The following is a 19,733-nucleotide window of genomic DNA, read 5'->3' as shown; positions in this document are numbered from 1 at the left end:
CTAAAAATAACGCCTCATAAAGAGGCGTTGATTATGACTAAGTCTACTTAGTTAGAAGAGCCACTGCCACCTGTTGGTGAAGGAAGTTCGGCTTCTGGAATTGGGTCTAATTTTTTGCCAGTTTCTAATGCTGGATCATCAGGCTTAGTTGGAGCTTGTGGCTTCTCAACTTCTTCACCTGGATTAGCCGCTACATCGTTATAGTAGTTTTCAAAATCACTAGAAAGGTCAATGTAAGTAGGATCCCCATTATCATTCGTTGGGAAAGCTGGGTTTGATGCAAGTTGTGTAGCTGCACCTTTAGTTGCCGCTTCAATGAGGCTTGAGTCTGGAATGTCGCTTTGAGTATCAGCGCCAGCTAGCGCATCAGATAGTACTAAGGTCGCTGCTTGAACCGCTTTAGAGCTATCGCTATCTAGGCTGTTTAGAACAGCTTGTGGATCGGTAAGCAGTTGCTGCTGTTGTGCTTGGGTTAGGTTAGTGCCAGCAGGTAGAGTTTGCTCAAATGCTTGTTTAACAATCGCATCTAAGTCTAGAACAAGCCCAGCATCTTTTGTTTCAGCAATCTTAAGTGCAATTAGGGTGGTATATGGCGTTGCTGCGATAGCTTGTCCCGCACTCATTAGTTCGCCTGGAATAGTGTAGCGAACGTTAGTCATATCTTTATTATTGCTCTCATCGACAGCATCTTGGCTACCGCCAGCGCCGGTTAGGTTTTCACCAAATTGGAACTCACACTTGCTAGGGTCAGCATCAAAAGTAGAGAAGTTTCCTTTACCAATTTTGATAACGCCATTGCCACCAGTTTCACCAACATAATATAAGCCAGTATCACCGTCACACTTTATATAGGTATCAAGGTAGCGAACAGCACCGTCAAAAGCTTGAACAGCGGTTGAGTCGGCATCGACACTGTTGTCATTGTCACTTCCGCAACCTGTTAATAAAACACCAGTTACTGCAAGTGCGATTAGTTTTAATTTCACATTATCCTCCTGGGTGAAATTTTTGCTTATTAGTCATGATAAGCGCAATGAGAAATAGATTTAATTTATGCCGTTATAGGCAGATGAGAGAATGATATAACTTGTATCATTTTTACTTGGGCCTTTGAAATACAAGGCGCCACTAGTGTGGGGCGAAGTAAGCGTTTTTCATTTGCTAAGGTCCTTCCAAGCAGAAAAATAAATGTTACTTATATAAATGTTACTTATATAAATAGCCTAGCATGTTGAAATAAGCTATACGCTGATTTTTTAGCCAGTCATTCTCTATTGAGTATTTAATATAGTTAAGTGTGATCTAGATCGTGATTGCATGCAATGCATAGATTGAATTTTCTGCAGCTTATTGAAAATAAAAGCAAGAATCGGGTTGAATATAAAGGTGCGCTAACTCACACTTCTGTCATTATTTTTGGCTGTGAGCGCTATAAAAACTCACTACCAAAGGTCGATAGATTTTATATGTAAGGGTATTATTGTGAACTTAGCTAGCCTGCTACGCCTTGTTTCTCTGGCTGCGATATGGGGTGGTTCTTTTCTTTTTATGCGCATTTGTGCCAATGCTTTTGGGCCTGCTTACCTGATAGAAGCACGGGTTCTGCTAGCGGCTATTAGTTTGATGTTGGTGGCGATGTATTTTAAACGGCAGTTGCCATTGCTTGAGCATCGCCGACATTTTTTTATTATTGGCTTATTTAATACCGCGCTGCCATTTTTGTTGTTTGCCTATGCCGCTCAAACATTACCTGCTTCAATACTATCCATTCTTAATTCAACTGCGGCTATTTGGGGAGCGGCGATTGCTATGATTTGGAGCCGCAATTTACCAAGTGTTAAGGTTGTTTTGGGGCTGTTATCTGGTGTTATTGGGGTTGCGATTTTGGTTGGGTTAGATCAGTCACACCTTCAGAGTGGGTCTGGTTGGCCTATTATAGCTGGGGTTATGGCGGCATGTTGTTATGGTATAGCCAGTAATTATGCTCGATATGCGCCTAAGATATCGTCGTTTAATAATGCTCACGGTAGTATGTGGATGGCAAGCTTAATTGTGTTGCCGCTGCTTCCATTTATGCCAATGCGTGAAGACCCGACATTGACCATGTCAGCATCCGTTATCGCGCTTGGGGTTGTCTGTACAGGGCTTGCCTATCTTTTATATTTTCGCTTAATTGAAGATATTGGTGCTGCTTCTGCGCTATCGGTGACTTTCCTTATTCCACTATTTGGCATTTTATGGGGAAATCTATTCTTAGATGAATTAGTTGGGTTGAATACGGTATTTGGAGCAATATTTGTCATAGTCGGAACGATGCTAGTGACGGGCTTTTCATTCAAATCTTTACGAACATCTCGAGTAGCTTAAAATGAAAGATTACGATATCGAATCTTTGCGGCATTATGAAATAGTAAAGCAAGCTATTGAATTTATTCGTGATAATTCAGCATTACAGCCAAGTTTGTCGCAAGTGGCACAGGCGGTGCATTTGAGTGAATATCACTTGCAACGGCTGTTTGTGCAGTGGGCTGGAATTTCACCGAAGCGATTTATGCAAAGCCTAACCAAGCAACGCGCCCTAGAATCACTAAAGCACTCAAGCTCTTTGTTGGAAACCGCTCATGATGTTGGGTTATCAGGAACCGGGCGTTTACATGATCTTATGGTGAATTGCGAGGCGATGACACCTGGTGAAATCCAGAACCTTGGAGATAAGCTAACCATTGAATACGGTGTTGCTAGTACGCCTTTTGGTATGGCGCTTATCGCATGGACGACAAGAGGGATCTGCTATCTGCAATTTATTGATGATAACCAGTATCAAAAAGAGTTAGCCCTCAAACAGCAGTGGCCCTTAGCAAGCTATGTGGCGGCAGATGCTCAGAAGGTGGCTAATCAGATATTTCTTTCAGAGCAGAGTAGTAAATCCAAACCGGTAAATCTGCTGGTTAAAGGGACTAATTTCCAGATTAAAGTGTGGGAAGCCCTAATCAATAGTCAAGCGGGAGAATTATTTTCCTATGCACAGATAGCTAATAAAATTGGGTCACCCAAGGCATCTCGAGCAGTGGGTACCGCTTTGGCCTCAAATACAATTGGCTTTTTAATTCCATGTCATAGGGTTATCCGTGCTGATGGGGATGTGGGTCAATTTAGGTGGGGAACAGACAGAAAGCTTGCTATTCAAGGGTGGGAGGCAGCCAAGTAAGTCGCATAAATAGCTCTTGTGAATGTATCTTTATTCTAATGCTTGCTCTGGTTATTGATGCATTAATCATATGAAAATAAAGGATTAAACACCTAGCAACCCTCTTTCTAACCAATTATTCATTGAATAGTTATCCCTACAAGGTATTTATGGCGGGTGTTTTGCCCGTCATTTTGTGCGAGATCTCTTACAAATGCGTGAGATAAAGGGGTTATTTTCAACCCTAAATATCCAGATATGATATTAAGCTACTGATTATTAATGTTATTTTGTATTTATGATAGGTGTGTGTCCTTTATCGAGGGAGGATTTGCTATTGTTTACTGCGCAGAAAACAGCGAAACTTAAGTGGTAGGCAGGAAGCCCAACAAATGGATACTTCAGGATGAAGGATAACGGCTAGGAAGGTCGTTGATAAAGGATTTAGGACATTGTATGGATACACTAGTTACTAGGATGGTAGCTAGCTAAGGAAAGCAATGGACACCTCTAGGATAGAGGAAGGATTAACATCAGGATGATGTAAAGGATACCGCTCAAGGATTCGAGTGAGCAGTACCAAAAAGGATATTGGTCAGCCGGGATAAGGCATTGGACACCGCTAGGAAGGCGAGAAAGGAATAAGCTTAGGATAAGCAAGCTATCAAGGAATTGATGCAAGGAGCACTGTTTAGTAGCTGGATTGCTGCGAGTAAGACTACAACCCCGATGGGCTATCGCCCTCGGGGTTTTTCTTTATCTGTTAGTCGAAGTCATATTGATTCAATTAATAGAATCTAGTGGGAGTGCTAATGGTATTCACCGTATAGCACCCTCCACTGGTCGTTATTTTGCTTCAACCTTACCTTTTAGTATTTCACTGACCTGCTCAGAATTATTATCTACAAGGTTAAGATGCACATCTCGCTGAGGATAAGGAATAGTAATGCCCTTAGCATCAAACTGACGTTTGATTTCTTCCGTTACATCCCAGTAGGTATCCCAATAGTCGTCAGTTTTTACCCAAGGACGTACAATAAGATCAACCGATGATTCGTTGAGCGTATGCAGGCGTACATTTGGCTCTGGTTTCTTCAATACCATACCGTTACTGGTTAATACATCCATCGCTATTTGCTTGGCATAATCAAAGTTATCGTCATAACCAATGCCAAATACCATATCGACACGGCGGACTCGCTCCGAGGTCATATTATTGATTACGTCACCCCAGATCTTGTTATTTGGAATAACGAGTGTTTGGTTATCAAGGGTTCGAATGGTAGTAGATACCAGGTTCATATGGCTGACTGTGCCCTGTATACCGGCTACTTGAACCAAATCTTTTACATCAAATGGACGGTAGATAAGGATCATCAAGCCAGAAGCAAAGTTTGATAGTGTATCTTGCAGTGCAAAGCCAATAATTACCCCAGCAACACCAAAGCCGGTTAATAGTGGGCCAAGGTTTATCCCTATCTGTGATAGTGCGATCAGTATTCCGATGAAGGTCACTGCCTTTGAGGCGATGGAGGTGAAAAAGTCCTGCATCAACACGCTGAACTCCATTTTTGAGTGCGAAACACTGCGTTTAACTATTTTCGCTACTCCTTTTGCCAGCGTGCGTGATACCCAAATGATGACGCAGAAAACTAACAGTTTCACCAGAATAGACGGGGTATTGTCGAGCGCCCATTCCTTGAATGAATCGACCCATTCACTAACCAGTCCCCATGCTACGTTGATATCTAATACGTCTGCATTGATATCCCCTGTCATTGCAAATAGGGTTTGTTTGTAATCGGTAACATCCAGCTCATATTTTTCCATTAATGAGACTGTGTTATTTAGGCTAGATAGTAAGAATTTCTGCAATTGCACTAAAGCGATAGATTGTTTAGTTACATCATCTTTGTCCGCTTCTGCAGTGAACTTCAATCGCTCGTCGAGCGCTTTTTTTCTTGAGTCTAAGTAAATCGCAATATCATACAGCGCCTCACCACGGGTTGTGAGGTCTTGTTTGAATTGGGTTTCATCGATTTCAATCTCGAGTGTTTTTGCCCAGTCAAAGGTGGCTGATAACTCGTTGTAGTAGACATCAACTGTACTAAGTCTTTGTTGCGCTAGAAATTGATACTCTGCTTTTTCCGCGGCTTCTGCATTACGTGAGTCTGCAAACAGTTTTGCTGCCTTGACTTCAGAGAAGTCGATAAGGGTTTGTAATAGATCAGATTGGGCTACGACCAGGCGCTTGAGCTTTTCAGGAGCAGCGCCTTTGGTTATCTCACTGCCAATTTGCTCGCGCAGTACGTTGTTTTTACGACGCAAAACGTCTTCTAAAAACAAGCTTTCTTCTTCTGCTGCCGATGTTACCTTTTCAACCTGGGCTGAAATTGCGGTTTGTTGCTTAAGCATGTGATCGATATCGGCCGCATTTGCGACCGTGCTAGCTAAACCAAGCAACATCAGAGGCATCAATAATTTCAGAAGGAACCTACCTAGTTTCATTCTCGTATCTCTTTGAATTTATGTGAAAAAATAGAACCCATACTGGGATGACATGAGTATAGGGAATAAAGTGAGATTTTGCTGACAGATGATTGTCAGAAAATTCAATTAAAGAAAGAAGCATTAGATTTCTTGAACAATGTTCAATCTAAACTAGCATTTATTAACATAAAAATAACATTCAGATGTCAGTCAGAAGTCGACATTGAGTATTTGGGTTGCGTATATCTGGGCTTGTAGCATCAGTTATGTTGAAAGCTAAATATATCTCTTAGCACAATGCATTAGTCGTTCTGAGCTTGGTTCTGACCTATATGTCAGTCTACCGGCCTCAAACTATGGCTCACCAGGAGGGTGACACGCCAAATGAGAGACCACATCAAATCGCTGGTATCGATAGCGCCACTGTGCGCATGCGCTTTAAGTAGCGTAGCATCTGCTCAATCTGAGCCTTCCTATAACATGACGCAAGGCGTCACTGAGATTAGCGGAAAGGTATACGACCTTCATATGTTGATCTTCTACATCTGTGTTGCCATCGCCATAGTGGTGTTTGGTGTGATGTTCTATTCCATTTTCAAACACCGAAAGTCTAAAGGGGCAGTGGCGGCTAATTTCCACGAAAGTACTAAGGTTGAGATTATCTGGACGGTAATACCGATTGTGATCTTAATTGCAATGGCGATCCCAGCCACCAAGACCTTGATTGAGATGGAAGACACCAGTGAATCAGAATTGACGATCAAAATAACCGGTTCGCAGTGGAAGTGGCATTACAGCTATTTTGAGCATGATGTTGAGTTCTTTAGTTACCTATCAACCTCAAATGAACAGATAGAAGGTACTGACGAGAAAGGGGAGCACTATCTGCTTGAGGTTGATAATCCTTTAGTGCTGCCGGTGGGAAAAAAAATCCGTTTTCTAATGACAGCTGATGACGTCATCCATTCGTGGTGGGTTCCTGACTTTGCAGTTAAAAAAGATACCATTCCAGGCTTTATTAATGAGGCGTGGACCAAGATAGATAAGCCAGGGATTTATCGTGGACAGTGTGCTGAACTGTGTGGTCGTAACCATGGCTTTATGCCGATCGTCGTACGTGCAGTAGAAGCGGCCGAGTTTGATGAATGGATAGCGGAAAAAGAGCAGCAACTTGCTAAACAAAAACAAGCCGAACAAGAGGCGTTAAGTAAGACTCTGAGCATGGATGAGTTGATGCAAAAGGGTAAGCAGGTTTATGAGGGAAGATGTGCAGTCTGTCACCAGAGTAACGGATTAGGGGTCGCTAATGTCTTCCCTGCAATGAAGGGAAGCCCAGTGGTATTGGGTGGGATTGATAATCACATTGATATTATTGTCAATGGAGTGAGTGGTACAGCAATGCAGGCATTTGGCACCCAACTGACTGCCGAAGAAATAGCAGCGGTTGTTACATACGAAAGAAACGCATGGGATAACAATACTGGAGATGCAGTGCAGGCATCGGATGTGAGTGCACAGATGAATGCGGAGGGTGAGTAATGAAAGAGCATGATAAAAGCACGGTCTGCGAAAGTGTCGCAACCGATGATACCCATGCCAGTGGTGGCGGTGTTCATGAAGATCACGGGCCTGCCAAGGGTATTGCTCGCTGGATTTACTCTACTAACCATAAAGATATAGGTACTCTCTACTTATGGTTTAGTCTAATTATGTTCTTTACCGGTGGTGCGATGGCAATGGTCATTCGTGCTGAGCTTTTTCAGCCGGGGTTACAATTGGTCGATCCACAGTTTTTCAATCAAATGACCACAGTTCATGGCTTGATCATGGTATTTGGTGCCGTGATGCCCGCTTTTACAGGTTTGGCTAACTGGATGATCCCTATGATGATCGGTGCGCCAGATATGGCATTGCCAAGGATGAATAACCTAAGCTTTTGGATCCTACCGTTTGCTTTTTTAATCTTATTGAGCTCGCTATTTATGCCTGGTGGCGGCCCCGATTTTGGTTGGACATTTTATGCTCCACTTTCTACAACATACGGACCTGATAGCACTGCGCTATTTGTATTCTCGGTCCATATCATGGGTATCAGCTCTATTATGGGAGCAATAAACGTCATAGTTACTATCTTCAATATGCGCGCTCCAGGCATGACCTTAATGAAGATGCCATTGTTTGTGTGGACTTGGTTGATTACCGCCTTTCTTTTGATTGCAGTAATGCCGGTTCTAGCGGGCGCTGTGACTATGGTGTTGACTGACAAATATTTTGGTACCAGCTTTTTTGATGCCGCTGGTGGAGGGGATCCGGTGATGTTCCAGCATATATTCTGGTTCTTCGGTCATCCTGAGGTATACATCATGATCTTGCCTTCTTTTGGCATTATCTCGGCCATTGTTCCAGCCTTTAGTGGTAAGCGTCTATTTGGTTATCACTCTATGGTCTACGCGACTTGCTCGATTGCACTGCTGTCGTTTTTGGTATGGGCGCATCATATGTTCACCACCGGGATGCCTGTGTTCGCAGAGATCTTCTTTATGTATTGCACCATGTTAATTGCAGTGCCGACAGGGGTTAAGGTGTTTAACTGGGTTGCGACTATGTGGCGTGGTGCTTTGACCTTTGAAACGCCAATGCTGTTTGCGATTGCTTTTATTGTGTTGTTTACCATTGGTGGCTTCTCTGGCCTGATGTTAGCGATTGTACCGGCAGATTTTCAGTATCATGATACCTACTTTGTGGTGGCGCATTTCCACTATGTGTTGGTCTCTGGGGCTGTGTTCTCGATTATGGCGGCAGCTTATTATTGGCTCCCGAAATGGACGGGAAATATGTATAGCCATAAGCTGAGCTTGCTCCATTTTTGGACCTCAGTGGTATCAGTCAATATCCTGTTTTTCCCGATGCACTTTTTAGGGCTCGCGGGGATGCCAAGGCGTATTCCTGATTATGCTATCCAGTTTGCCGATGTGAATCAGATAGTCTCTATTGGTGGGTTTGCTTTTGGGTTGTCACAGCTTATCTTTTTATGGGTAGTGGTGAAGTGTATCCGCGGCGGAGAGAAGGCTAAAGCGAAACCATGGGAGAGAGCCGAAGGCCTAGAGTGGACGGTACCTAGCCCTGCTCCACACCATACATTTAGTGTTCCACCAACAGATTTTGGCTATAACACGCCTGACTCTAAACGGGCGGAGTAACCCTCATGCCCAGCTCGATGTCTAATAAAAAGCTGACTGCGGTTTTATGCGGTACCACTTTAGCCATGTTTGGCTTTGGGTTTGCGCTAGTACCACTGTATGACATTTTATGTGAACAGCTGGGCATTAACGGTAAAACCTCTAGTGAAGCAGCGGTGGCACCGCTAGCGATGCAAGTTGATACCAGTCGCACTATTAAAGTGGAGTTTATTTCACATATCGCTAACGATTTGCCTTTGACCTTTGAGCCGCAAAAACAGGTGATACAAGTACATCCTGGTCAGGTTGTACGCACGGCTTATTTTGCAACCAATCAATCGAAGTCTCCTATGATTGCTCAAGCAGTACCATCGGTATCTCCAGGGATGGGCGCGACCCATTTTAACAAAATCGAATGCTTTTGTTTTAATCACCAACCCTTACAGGGGTTAGCTAAAGCTGAGTTACCACTGATTTTTTATGTAGAACATGATCTGCCACAGTCAATCCACACCCTTACGTTGGCATACACCCTTTACGATATTTCACCAAAACCTGCTTCTGCGACGTCTGTCTCATCACTTGAGATTGGGAAGCGCTCTTCCACTATGGATGAAAACCTAGGAGACACGTTATGAGTAATAAGCATCAGGCTTACTACATACCTGCGCAGAGTCATTGGCCTTTAGTTGGGGCTATTGCCCTGTTTTTTATTGCCGTAGGAGCAGGCGTAACGGTTCAGACCAAAGATAGCGGTGGGGTATTTGGCCCTTGGGTGCTGGTAATTGGCTTAGTTATATTGCTAGTAATGTTAGCAGGATGGTTTACCAATGTGGTGCAAGAGTCGTTATCTGGGTACTACAGCGCTCAGATAACGCGTTCTTTTCGACAGGGGATGAGCTGGTTTATCTTTTCTGAGGTGATGTTCTTTGGAGCCTTCTTTGGTGCGCTTTTTTATGCACGGATGTTTTCAGTCCCATGGTTAGGTGGTGCGGATAATAACGCTATGACTCATGAGGTGCTTTGGCCTGCATTTGAGTCATTGTGGCCGTTAACTACTACCCCTGATGGTACGATGACAACCGCTATGGGATGGGAAGGCCTACCACTTAAGAACACCATTATCTTGCTGATCTCTTCGGTGACCTTGCATATGGCTCATATCAGCCTTGAACAGAATAAACGTATGGCCCTTATCGTATGGTTAGAGCTGACCATAGTCTTAGCTGCATTCTTCTTGTACTACCAAGGCGTTGAGTATATTCATGCTTATCAAGATATGGGGCTTACTTTGCAATCTGGGATCTACGGAAACACCTTCTTTTTATTGACGGGTTTCCATGGAATGCATGTGTTTCTAGGTACTACGGTACTTGTGGTATTACTGTTTCGGATTGCTAAAGACCACTTTACACCGAAAGATCATTTTGCGTTTCAGGCTGGCAGTTGGTATTGGCATTTTGTGGATGTGGTGTGGTTGTGTTTATTTGTATTCGTGTATGTGTTGTAGGTTTTACCCTTAATAAGGGCGGGCATTTGGCATGACCCAACCAAGTTTTAAGGCGAGTACCAGAAATAATATTACGCAGGCTGATAGCAGCACGCGTCGTCCTAAGTAGCGACTCATAGGCACAGAGCCATCTTCTTTCACCATAATAATCAACGCTTTAGCAAGGTTTGTTAGGATAAAGAGCAGTAGTCCGATGATAATTAATTTAAAGATCAATGGTGACATAAGCGCGTCCAAAGTGCTGTTGAAGACAATATTATTAACCTTAACTGTGGCCGTGTTTGTTGCTCTGGTCAAACTTGGATTCTGGCAGTTGGCAAGAGGGGATGAAAAGCTGGGTTATGAGGCTGACTTAATGGCGCGAGAAGATATGGCACCATTGAATTACACTCAAATTATGAACCAGCCTGCTAATCAATTACTGACTGGTTTTCCGGTGCGGGTTGTACTCGATAGTACCGACCTCCCTTTAGTATATTGGGATAATGTAACCTCGGATTCGGGGGTTGGTTACCGAGTGTTTCAGATAATGCAGTTAGCTAATAATGGGAGTTATATGCTGGTTGAGTTAGGGTTTGTGCAGGGCGGGGTTTCGAGAGAGCGCTTGCCTGTGGTTAATCAGACACTAAAAAATCAGGTGATTGAAGGGCGAGTATTTGAGAAAAGCCTCAATCCTTTAAGCTCTGATTTATTAATAGAACCCCTTGTTCGGGGAGTGCGCATTCAAAATCTTAATCTTGAGCAATTAGGGAGCTATTTTGAACGGGTATTTGTACCGTTTATCGTGCAACCCAGTGTCAGTGTTGATAACCCATTACCTAAGATATGGAAGCCCTATCCAATGACATCACAAAAGCATTATGGCTATGCATTTCAGTGGTTTGCGATGGCTGGGGTTTATGCCTTGTTGATTGGATTGATAGTAGTTAGAAGGAAGAAGAATGGAAGCTAGCCTTAATCAACAGCAACGAAGTGGTCGCTATAAGCTAGTAGCACTATTGGCATTGTTTGTTATTCCTGTCATTGCCGCAAAACTGATCCTATATATGCATTGGTATGAAGCAGGAGCGACCAATAAAGGTAATCTAATAGAGCCTCGAGTTACCTTTAAACAGCTAGGAATAGTGAATCCTATTCCTGACTCATGGCAATTGGTATTCATTGTACCTAGCTCTTGCGATGCAGTGTGTAAGGAGCGTTGGTACTTGCTCAACCAAAGCCGCGTTGCGTTAGGTGCTTACGCTGAGCGTGTGCAAATTGCACTGTATGCATCCGATTCATCCGATCTTGAGTGGGTAAATAGCTTGGCTGATAAGCAACATCTATTGATGTTACCTGCGCGCGAGCTCCCGGTAGTTGAGCAAGATTATCTGCTGGTGGATCCATTGGGACAATGGGTGATTCGCTATCCTGAGGTGCAGGTAGAGAAGGCGGTAAGTCAGAGTAAAGGGTTAATCTCAGACGTGCGGAAAATTCTTAAGCTTTCACGAGTGGGGTAGTAACAGATGCAAGGACGCATACTGATAGAGAGGCGACTGCAAAGTGTCACAATGTTGGCTTTAGTCGTAACTTTTATGGTTATTGGTTTAGGCGCTTATACTCGATTGGCTGATGCTGGCTTAGGTTGCCCTGATTGGCCCGGTTGTTATGGACAACTCACCGTTCCGACTCATGCTAAAGATGTAGTTGCGGCTGAACAGCTTTTTCCCGAGAGGCCAGTGGAGAGCAATAAGGCATGGCTGGAGATGGTTCATCGCTACTTTGCAGGGACATTAGGCACTATCGTATTTGCATTATCTTTGTTGGTTTGGCGATATAAACCAGATATGCGTGGTATCGCAGTCGCTATGAGTGTGCTTATTGTTATGCAGGCAGCTCTTGGAATGTGGACGGTTACCCTTAAGTTGATGCCTGTGATTGTGATGCTGCACTTACTTGGCGGTTTCGGGCTGTTTTGTATATTAAGTTTGGTGTGTTGTCGACTTAGATTTAGCCGAGAGTTAATGATGTATTTGCCGGCTAAGCCATTATCCACCTTGCGCTGTATCGTTGCGGTTGCAACCTTGATATTGCTAGTGCAGATCATGCTTGGTGGGTGGACGTCTTCAAATTATGCGGCATTAATGTGTACCAGTTTACCAATCTGTCAGGGACAATGGGTCTCGCATCTTGATTTTGAAAACGCGTTTACATTCATACAGCCTGAGCATGATAGCTATGAGTTCGGTGTACTTGATTACGGCGCTCGAATGACCATACATATATCTCATCGGATTGGTGCAATGATAACCAGTTTCAGCTTATTGATTGCGATCGTTTTTCTAGTTCGCAGTAAATTGTCAATCCTACAACGCCTTGCCAAGGTTATTGCTATTGGGCTTTTGATACAGGTTTGGCTAGGAATTGCCAATGTTGTATTTCACTTACCTTTGATAAATGCGGTGATGCACAACCTAGGTGCAGCCCTTTTGTTAGTAACCTTAGTTGCGGCTAATCATGCATTATGGGCTCGCGTTGTTATCGCCCCCATTTCTTCTGTGTCAACGAACAAGGAACTGTCGTTATGACTCAATATACCCCTCAAGCAGATACTCTAAAAATACGCAGTTATTGGCGCAGTTATTATGAGTTGACCAAACCAAAAGTTGTTGCATTGATGTTATTAACGGCGGTTGTGGGGATGTGTCTTGCTATGCCTGCTGGGCTGCCGTTACTAGCTGCTAGTTTGGGATTGGTGGGGATAGGGTTGATGGCCGGTTCAGCCGCAGCCTTTAACCATTTAATTGATCAGCGAATTGACGCCATAATGGCTCGCACCTACAAGAGGCCATTGCCATCTGGTGATCTTTCATCTATAAGAGTTTTTGGGTTTGCTACCTCGATAGGTGTATTGGGGTTTGTTATTTTATGGCTAGGAGTCAACCCGTTGACCGCCATATTAACTTTTGCCAGCTTACTGGGATATGCCGTTGTATACACCCTTTATCTAAAACGTGCCACGCCACAAAACATTGTCATTGCCGGGATTGCAGGAGCTATGCCACCGTTGTTAGGTTGGACAGCGGTAACCGGGGAGCTTCATGCTCATGCATGGCTATTAGTGATGATTATCTTTGTATGGACCCCACCCCATTTTTGGGCGTTGGCGATTCATCGACGGGAAGATTACGCTAAGGCAGATATACCTATGTTGCCAGTAACGCACGGTGTGGCGTACACCAAAACTAGTATTTTGTTGTATACCATCTTGCTCGCGTTGGTGTGTGCAATGCCGATTTTAGTCGGCATGAGTGGTTATATCTATATGGTAGGGTCAACGTCGTTAAGTGCAGGGTTTATCTATCATGCTTGGAAGTTAAAATACCGTAGTGATGAAAAACAGGCGATGGAGACCTTTAAATTCTCCATCTACCATTTAATGTTGTTATTTGTGTTCCTGTTAGTCGACCACTACGTGTGAGGCTAGCCTCTAATCCTGAACGGGTTCAACGATATAGCTACAGATTTCTAGCTTGCCGTTGCTATCTGTAAGAGCCCATTGTTCATTGACAAGCATATTAATAGATTCACCCTGAAGGGTTTGCGCCAATAATCGTATACGTAGCTGTGCTGAGATGCCTGAGTCGGTTTCATCGACTTTTATGTCTTCAATAATATGCTGGCAGTTGGGCTTAAACATCTTGCGTATGGTTGAGTACCAATCATTGAACCCAGCATGACCACTAAAGTTTCCTTCAGGTGATTGCCAGAGAATATCCTTAGACAAAGATCGCAGGAAGTATTCACTGCTTTCTGGCAAGAGATCAAATTTTGCAAACCACTCTGTGGCGAGCTTTTTAACCTTGTTTTCTGTTGACTCTAAAAGCTCATTAAGGCGAACACAAAGCTGCTCACCGTGCAATGCCGCTTTTTCTTCAACCCCTTGTTGAGTGTTATATACACCGGGAATAAACACCATTCCGTGGCTATATAGTGGTTTTTGGTAGTTCATCCCAGCAAGGTATGCCGTTTGTTGTAGCGGTGTAAGTAATTGCTCAATAGTAAAGTGGTTGTATCCTAGTGGATCATAAGATTCATTTGGGCCGCCGATGGTAAATGACAATAGGAAGTCTTTGCCTTTAAGTTTGTCCCCTTTTGAACCATAAGCAAAGTTGTAGCTAAATACATCGTCTATCCATTTCTTAAGTAGTGCTGGGATTGAATACCAATACAATGGGAACTGCAGCACGAAGTTGTGTCTTTGCCTCATCTAGCAATCCTTTGTAATCAACACCTTTTGGGATCAGCCCTATGATGCTTAATAGAGCAGTAACATTGTCCACATCGCTATCAATGCTCTCACTAATGCCAGGGTATTGAACCTTGACCGCCAATGGGGTTCCGTCGTCAGCATGGGCTTGATGTACCTGACCGATTGAGGCGCTTGCAATTTGTTTAAATTTGAATGTTATAAAATTTTCTTTCCAGTTGGAGCCTAGTTGTTCAGTAAGAACCTCAGACAGTTGTTTAGCGGGCATGGGGACTGCATCAGAGCGCAGTCGCGCCAGAATGTATGCGAGCTCTGGATTGATAAGATCGCCTGTATCCATGGATAACAGCTGTCCTACTTTCATAGCGGCGCCGCGAAGATGTGCAAGTTGATCTGCTATTCGCTTAATGTTGGCAGGTGTTAGTAGCAAGTCTTTTGTATTGGGGCGTTTACCTTGAGCTAATTGCTTGGCTCCTTCGGTTACCATAGCGCCTCCAACTCTTGTTGTTAAGGATACGATCTTACCGAGTCGTGAAATCCTATGGGTTGGTACTTTACTTTCGTCGCTAGCCATGACGTGCCTTTTAAGATTATTTCTCTAATAATCATACGCACCCTTAAGTTAGTTTGCTCACTTATCATTTTATGAAACTGCACACTTAGCGTAATTGAATAACTAATACTCAATAATCTCATCATGAATTTTGCTCATGTTGATGGTGAGTAATTTTCACTGTGATTTATGTCTCAGTATGGTTGAATAGCACCAAATCCAGTTAGAAGTATAGACGTCTAAAGTGCCAAGATTAACAATATTAGATGGTGGAATGGGGAGAGAGCTTAAAAGAATCGGAGCTCCTTTTTCTCAACCACTATGGAGTGCACAAGCACTGATTGAGTCACCTAAGCATGTTGCACAAGCGCACACAGGCTTTATTGATGCAGGCGCTGAGATCATCACAGTAAACAGTTATGCGTGTGTCCCGTTTCACCTAGGGGAAGCGCTTTATGCAGAGCAGGGTGCTGAATTAGCTAAAAGTGCGGCTAAGATAGCACGTGATGTCGTTGCTCAGTCGCAAAAAGATGTGTTAGTTGCAGGGTCTATTCCGCCGGTATTTGGGTCTTATCGCCCCGACTTATTTAAAGCTCAGCAGGCATTTGAAATTAGTTTAACTCTATTTCAAGCCCAGAACGATTATGTGGATATCTGGTTTGCTGAAACGGTATCGAGTATCGCAGAAGCCGAGGTCATCGCTAAGGTTCTTTCTAATACTGATAAACCTTGTTACTTCTCATTTAGTCTCATTGATGACAACGAACACAGTGCTCGTTTGCGCTCTGGTGAATTGGTGACAGATGCGGTTAAGGTGTTAATTAAACACAATGTTGCTGCAGGTATTTTCTTTAACTGCTCCGTACCTGAGGTAATAGAGCAGGCGATAAAAGATGTTAATCAAGCTCTAGAGCTGACGGGTACCAAATTGACAATTGGGGTTTTTGCAAACAGTTTTACACCGATTAAATCGGATCATCAAGCAAATGGGACGCTTCAACAAATGCGCAATTTCTCACCCGAGGAGTACCTAGAATTTGCCAAAGTTTGGTACAACTTAGGTGCAAGTATTATTGGTGGATGCTGTGGGATTGAGCCTTCTCATATACAGGCATTAGCAAATTGGAGAGATAGCCTTGAAGAATCTTAATTTTGGACTGGCGATTCCAGCTATTGTTTTAGTGCTGTTATTGCTTGTTGTTTCCTCTGTGTATCCAGTTGAGTCTCAAGCGGTAGCAAACGGTGCTATGACCTTTGTTACTCGTTGGTTTGGTTGGTTGGTTCAGCTGTGTAGCCTTGCTCTAGTTGGATTTTTATTCTGGTTGGCTTTTTCAAAATACGGCTCTATTAAGCTTGGAGAAGGTAAACCTGAATACTCAAACTTTTCATATGGCGGTATGATCTTTACCGCAGGTGTCGGTGCGTCTCTTATCTATTGGGGAATTGGTGAGCCGATGTACTATCTGCAGTCGCCACCACTGTTTGCAGATCCGAACAGCTATGCAGCCGCCGCATGGGCGGTGACCTACTCAATCTTCCATTGGGGTGTGACCGGATGGGCAATTTACTGTTTCCCTGCACTACCATTCGCTTATGCATTTTATGTGCAAAAGAAGCGCACACTTAAACTTTCCACGCTGTGTGAGCCAGTAGTAGGTAAAAATCCAATCGTCGCGAGATGTATTGATTTACTTGCTATTTTTGGAACTCTAGCCGCGTTTGCTAGCTCCTTAGCGCTAACAGTTACCCTGTTAAGTACAGGGGTCTCTGAGCTGTTTGGTATTCAAAATAGCCTGTTGTTGCAGGGCGGGATCATCTTACTATTCGTTGTGGTGTTACTTGCGGTCATGCTGGTGGGCTTTAACAAGGGTATCAGCAAGGTTTCCGACTATACCGTGATAGCAGCTATAGCGTTCGCTTTATTTGTTCTATTTTCATCTAATGCACATTTCATATTGAATAACTTTACAGATTCTATTGGCGTAATGCTTGATAGCTATTTCCGTATGTCATTGTGGACAGACCCAGTTCAGCAAAGTGGCTTCCCACAGGCATGGACTGAATACTATTGGTTCTGGTATTACGCATATCTAATCATGATGGGTTTATTCATTACTCGAATCTCCCGTGGTCGTACGATCCGTCAGGTTATCTTGTGTACTATTTCAATGGGCTCACTTGGCTGTGCATTCTTTATCTCAATCTTTGGTGGTTATGCGGTTTGGGCTCAAATGCTGGGTGGCTTCCCCGTTCAGGATTGGATGAATGATGGTGGGCTGACCTTTGCGGTGGTGTCGTTAATTAAAACTTTACCGGCTAAAGATTTTACTCTGGCACTATTTCTCATCATCCAGTTCTTCTTGATGTTGACCACCATGTCTAGTGCAAGTGTTGCTACATCAATGCTGACAACGAATCAACTTGCACTTAGCGGCGACCCAGATAACAAGGTGAAACTCTTATGGGCAGGTGCTATTGCCTTGATAAGCTTTAGCGTGTTCTTATGCGGGGGAGGTATCAACACCATTAAATCCCTATGTGTGGTTGCAGGCCTACCTATGATGTTTATCTACGGGATTTTGGTTAAGCAGTTAATGATGCAACTAAGGGGCACACCCATAGTTGAAAGTGATGAAGACCAAACATTGGTAGCTTCAACAACAGAACTTACCGCTTAATCCTATATATAAAACTAAGTCCCTCGTAGCATTGCTCCGAGGGATTTTTTTGCTTTTGTTGAAACTGAATCGCGATATGTAAGGGTTATCTAACTATAAAAGCGGTGCTATGCTATTTGAAGTTTCAGAAATCATTGAAAGGAAGGATTGGAAGATGGCATTTTATTCAGTATTAGAGGTATCCCCAACCTCAGATTCATGGGGTGCAGAATATGCAGCGGCATCAGGTGCTATCGTTGCCAAGCATGGTGGTAAGTATATTGCTCGTACGACCAACCACATGCGTCTAGAAGGTGAGGGTGAAGACCCGATTGCACGAGTTATACTGTGGTGGCCATCCAAGGAGGCTGCGTTAGCCTTTATGAATGATCCAGAATATGCACCGCATCTAAAGGCAAGAACCGAAGGCTCGATTAGCCATCATGTGCTGATTGAAGGCTTGGAATAACCCTAAACAAATCTCACTCGTTTTAGGTCCGGAAAAAGGCTAGATACATAAAGTATCTAGCCTTTTTCTTTGCCAGTTAACCCGTTTGGCATGTGTTTTTTCTTGATATTTAACCTAGGCTACTAGCGTTATACTTGAGGATAAAAAAACATACCTAGTCATGTTATATAAGGTAATTATGCAACGAAATACAAGCCATACCATTATTGCTGTATTTGAGCAGTTAGAATCCCATTACGGCTATCTTGTATGGTGGCCAAGTCAGGACCCTTTCGAGATTATGTTAGGCTCGATACTGGTGCAAAATACCAACTGGAATAACGCCCAAAAAGCCCTAGATAATTTAAAGCCCGACTTAAAAGCCGATACTATTTTGCAAATGGATGTGACGGATCTCGCGCAAAAGATAAGACCAAGCGGTTATTACAATCAAAAGGCTCTCAAGATAAAGGCATTAACCCAGTGGTATGCCAATTACCACTTTGATATTCAACTCGTAAGAGAGCAGCACTTTGATGTACTTCGTAAGCAATTACTCGCAATCAAAGGCGTGGGAGGGGAGACTGCAGATGTGATTTTAACCTATGCCATCGGCAAGCCTTCGTTTGTAATAGATGCCTACGCGCGCAGGATTTTTTCTCGCTATGGTATGCCTGTACCTAAATCCTACGAGGAACTGCGCGCTCTGATGCAACAAGCTATTCCTGCAGATACGACCACCTATGCATACTATCATGGGCTTATGGTTGAGCATGGCCAGACCTTTTGTCGAAAAAAACCTCTGTGTGGTGACTGTCCTTTATCTAGAACCTGTTTGAAGGTAGAAGTGAAGGGATGATCTAGTCTTATAGTTAGCGTGAATATAGTGTGAATTTTTTGAGTCTGATCCCATAAAACAGTTTTGCTAGTCGTCATTTTATTTCTGCTAGTTATTATTCATCGAAACGTTTCGATGAATGCGCTCTACATTATAAAATGTGTTACATAAAAGCGCAAAACAAGGCTCTGATTATGAAAAAAAGTACCCTAATTAACTCGGAAATATCTTACTTAGTTGCAACCCTAGGCCATACCGATGAGATCACCATCTGTGATGCTGGCTTACCCATCCCTGACCACGTACAACGAATTGATCTAGCGTTAAGCCATGGTGTCCCTTCTTTTATCGAGACCGTCAAGGTGATACTCACTGAGTCCCAAGTTGAAGGCGTTGTGATAGCTGAAGAGTTCAAAACGGTAAGTGCCAAATTGCATGCGGCATTGATGGATGAATTACAGACTGAACAGGCACGCACTGGCAAGGCTATCTCAATCAATTATGTATCTCACGAGGAGTTTAAACAACAAACGCACAATAGTCGCGCTGTGGTTCGAACTGGTGAGTGTACCCCATACGCAAATGTGATTTTCCAAGCGGGTGTTGTCTTTTAATCTAATTG

19 protein-coding genes and 1 pseudogene are annotated in these 19,733 nt (G+C 43.4%); 15 read left to right on the top strand and 5 right to left on the bottom strand.

Annotated features, from left to right (window positions below; all coding sequences use genetic code 11):
- Nucleotides 1-47 precede the first annotated feature (47 nt).
- Entirely contained in the window at nt 48-986 is a 939-nt protein-coding gene (locus tag OCU28_RS15985; protein ID WP_261817874.1) for a hypothetical protein, read from the bottom strand.
- Nucleotides 987-1,482: 496 nt separating this feature from the next.
- On the opposite strand from OCU28_RS15985, the gene OCU28_RS15980 reads away from it, so the two are divergent.
- Both OCU28_RS15980 and OCU28_RS15975 read left to right on the top strand, forming a co-directional pair.
- Nucleotides 1,483-2,367: a DMT family transporter gene (locus OCU28_RS15980; RefSeq protein ID WP_261817873.1), complete on the top strand. Its 885-nt coding sequence runs from the start codon at nt 1,483-1,485 to the stop codon at nt 2,365-2,367.
- A gap of 1 nt (nt 2,368) precedes the next feature.
- Complete coding sequence (locus tag OCU28_RS15975; protein WP_261817872.1) at nt 2,369-3,208, top strand: methylated-DNA--[protein]-cysteine S-methyltransferase; 840 nt, start codon at nt 2,369-2,371, stop codon at nt 3,206-3,208.
- An 825-nt stretch (nt 3,209-4,033) separates the two neighbouring features.
- Here OCU28_RS15975 and OCU28_RS15970 read toward each other — a convergent pair.
- Nucleotides 4,034-5,695 carry a mechanosensitive ion channel family protein gene (locus OCU28_RS15970; protein WP_261817871.1) on the bottom strand — a complete coding sequence of 554 codons (1,662 nt, stop codon included), beginning with the start codon at nt 5,693-5,695 and terminating at the stop codon, nt 4,034-4,036.
- A gap of 366 nt (nt 5,696-6,061) precedes the next feature.
- Here OCU28_RS15970 and coxB point away from each other — a divergent pair, with 366 nt between their 5' ends.
- From coxB to OCU28_RS15950, 4 genes are read left to right on the top strand one after another with little or no spacing between them, the layout of a single operon-like run.
- Nucleotides 6,062-7,216 (top strand): cytochrome c oxidase subunit II, encoded by a 1,155-nt coding sequence (coxB, locus tag OCU28_RS15965; RefSeq protein WP_390623826.1) that lies wholly within the window; start codon nt 6,062-6,064, stop codon nt 7,214-7,216.
- Entirely contained in the window at nt 7,216-8,877 is a 1,662-nt protein-coding gene (gene ctaD, locus OCU28_RS15960; RefSeq protein ID WP_261817870.1) for a cytochrome c oxidase subunit I, read from the top strand. The genes coxB and ctaD overlap by 1 nt, the downstream gene beginning before the upstream one ends.
- A gap of 5 nt (nt 8,878-8,882) precedes the next feature.
- Nucleotides 8,883-9,494, top strand: a complete 612-nt coding sequence (locus OCU28_RS15955; RefSeq protein ID WP_261817869.1) for a cytochrome c oxidase assembly protein — start codon at nt 8,883-8,885, stop codon at nt 9,492-9,494.
- Nucleotides 9,491-10,366, top strand: coding sequence for a cytochrome c oxidase subunit 3 (locus OCU28_RS15950; RefSeq protein ID WP_261817868.1), 876 nt, complete (start codon nt 9,491-9,493; stop codon nt 10,364-10,366). The genes OCU28_RS15955 and OCU28_RS15950 overlap by 4 nt, the downstream gene beginning before the upstream one ends.
- Nucleotides 10,367-10,375: 9 nt before the next feature.
- Here OCU28_RS15950 and OCU28_RS15945 read toward each other — a convergent pair whose 3' ends face one another.
- A complete protein-coding gene (locus tag OCU28_RS15945; RefSeq protein WP_261817867.1) occupies nt 10,376-10,591 on the bottom strand; it encodes a DUF2909 domain-containing protein in 216 nt (71 codons plus the stop codon).
- Between the two features lie 13 nt (nt 10,592-10,604).
- Between OCU28_RS15945 and OCU28_RS15940 the strand changes: the two genes are divergently transcribed.
- The 4 genes from OCU28_RS15940 to cyoE are packed head-to-tail and all read left to right on the top strand — an operon-like array spanning nt 10,605 to nt 13,826.
- Nucleotides 10,605-11,318, top strand: a complete 714-nt coding sequence (locus tag OCU28_RS15940; RefSeq protein ID WP_261817866.1) for an SURF1 family protein — start codon at nt 10,605-10,607, stop codon at nt 11,316-11,318.
- A complete protein-coding gene (locus tag OCU28_RS15935; RefSeq protein WP_261817865.1) occupies nt 11,308-11,865 on the top strand; it encodes a hypothetical protein in 558 nt (185 codons plus the stop codon). The genes OCU28_RS15940 and OCU28_RS15935 overlap by 11 nt, the downstream gene beginning before the upstream one ends.
- A 6-nt stretch (nt 11,866-11,871) precedes the next feature.
- Nucleotides 11,872-12,933, top strand: coding sequence for a COX15/CtaA family protein (locus tag OCU28_RS15930; protein ID WP_261817864.1), 1,062 nt, complete (start codon nt 11,872-11,874; stop codon nt 12,931-12,933).
- The gene (gene cyoE, locus OCU28_RS15925) at nt 12,930-13,826 is read left to right on the top strand and encodes a heme o synthase (protein WP_261817863.1); all 897 of its coding nucleotides are present in this window, start codon (nt 12,930-12,932) and stop codon (nt 13,824-13,826) included. Before OCU28_RS15930 ends, cyoE begins: the two co-directional genes overlap by 4 nt.
- Before the next feature lie 9 nt (nt 13,827-13,835).
- On the opposite strand, the gene OCU28_RS15920 is transcribed toward cyoE, so the two are convergent.
- Nucleotides 13,836-14,615, bottom strand: a complete 780-nt coding sequence (locus OCU28_RS15920; protein ID WP_261817862.1) for an NAD(P)H-dependent oxidoreductase — start codon at nt 14,613-14,615, stop codon at nt 13,836-13,838.
- A pseudogene (locus OCU28_RS15915) lies at nt 14,596-15,189 on the bottom strand (AarF/UbiB family protein); the annotation flags it as partial. The pseudogene OCU28_RS15915 and the gene OCU28_RS15920, both read right to left, overlap by 20 nt.
- A 223-nt stretch (nt 15,190-15,412) precedes the next feature.
- Between OCU28_RS15915 and OCU28_RS15910 the strand changes: the two are divergent.
- From OCU28_RS15910 to rbsD, 5 genes are all read left to right on the top strand, one after another.
- The gene (locus tag OCU28_RS15910; protein ID WP_261817861.1) at nt 15,413-16,318 is read left to right on the top strand and encodes a homocysteine S-methyltransferase family protein; all 906 of its coding nucleotides are present in this window, start codon (nt 15,413-15,415) and stop codon (nt 16,316-16,318) included.
- Nucleotides 16,305-17,846, top strand: a complete 1,542-nt coding sequence (locus OCU28_RS15905; RefSeq protein WP_261817860.1) for a BCCT family transporter — start codon at nt 16,305-16,307, stop codon at nt 17,844-17,846. Before OCU28_RS15910 ends, OCU28_RS15905 begins: the two co-directional genes overlap by 14 nt.
- A 154-nt stretch (nt 17,847-18,000) precedes the next feature.
- The gene (locus tag OCU28_RS15900; protein WP_261817859.1) at nt 18,001-18,294 is read left to right on the top strand and encodes a DUF1330 domain-containing protein; all 294 of its coding nucleotides are present in this window, start codon (nt 18,001-18,003) and stop codon (nt 18,292-18,294) included.
- Between the two features lie 178 nt (nt 18,295-18,472).
- Nucleotides 18,473-19,132 (top strand): endonuclease III domain-containing protein, encoded by a 660-nt coding sequence (locus tag OCU28_RS15895; protein WP_261817858.1) that lies wholly within the window; start codon nt 18,473-18,475, stop codon nt 19,130-19,132.
- Between the two features lie 173 nt (nt 19,133-19,305).
- Nucleotides 19,306-19,725 (top strand): D-ribose pyranase, encoded by a 420-nt coding sequence (rbsD, locus tag OCU28_RS15890; protein WP_261817857.1) that lies wholly within the window; start codon nt 19,306-19,308, stop codon nt 19,723-19,725.
- Nucleotides 19,726-19,733 lie beyond the last annotated feature (8 nt).

This window comes from Vibrio gallicus, from assembly GCF_024346875.1.
GTDB lineage: Bacteria > Pseudomonadota > Gammaproteobacteria > Enterobacterales > Vibrionaceae > Vibrio > Vibrio gallicus.
The sequence above is the reverse complement of the archived record's forward strand: the minus strand, read 5'-3'. Positions and strand labels throughout refer to the sequence as shown.

Coding starts and splice junctions, on each gene's coding strand:
- OCU28_RS15975 (WP_261817872.1), top strand. CDS start 2,369: ATGAAAGATTACGATATCGAATCTTTGCGGCATTATGAAATAGTAAAG.
- OCU28_RS15930 (WP_261817864.1), top strand. CDS start 11,872: ATGCAAGGACGCATACTGATAGAGAGGCGACTGCAAAGTGTCACAATG.
- OCU28_RS15955 (WP_261817869.1), top strand. CDS start 8,883: ATGCCCAGCTCGATGTCTAATAAAAAGCTGACTGCGGTTTTATGCGGT.
- OCU28_RS15895 (WP_261817858.1), top strand. CDS start 18,473: ATGCAACGAAATACAAGCCATACCATTATTGCTGTATTTGAGCAGTTA.
- OCU28_RS15970 (WP_261817871.1), bottom strand. CDS start 5,695: ATGAAACTAGGTAGGTTCCTTCTGAAATTATTGATGCCTCTGATGTTG.
- cyoE (WP_261817863.1), top strand. CDS start 12,930: ATGACTCAATATACCCCTCAAGCAGATACTCTAAAAATACGCAGTTAT.
- coxB (WP_390623826.1), top strand. CDS start 6,062: ATGAGAGACCACATCAAATCGCTGGTATCGATAGCGCCACTGTGCGCA.
- OCU28_RS15920 (WP_261817862.1), bottom strand. CDS start 14,615: ATGAGGCAAAGACACAACTTCGTGCTGCAGTTCCCATTGTATTGGTAT.
- OCU28_RS15950 (WP_261817868.1), top strand. CDS start 9,491: ATGAGTAATAAGCATCAGGCTTACTACATACCTGCGCAGAGTCATTGG.
- OCU28_RS15935 (WP_261817865.1), top strand. CDS start 11,308: ATGGAAGCTAGCCTTAATCAACAGCAACGAAGTGGTCGCTATAAGCTA.
- ctaD (WP_261817870.1), top strand. CDS start 7,216: ATGAAAGAGCATGATAAAAGCACGGTCTGCGAAAGTGTCGCAACCGAT.
- rbsD (WP_261817857.1), top strand. CDS start 19,306: ATGAAAAAAAGTACCCTAATTAACTCGGAAATATCTTACTTAGTTGCA.
- OCU28_RS15945 (WP_261817867.1), bottom strand. CDS start 10,591: ATGTCACCATTGATCTTTAAATTAATTATCATCGGACTACTGCTCTTT.
- OCU28_RS15900 (WP_261817859.1), top strand. CDS start 18,001: ATGGCATTTTATTCAGTATTAGAGGTATCCCCAACCTCAGATTCATGG.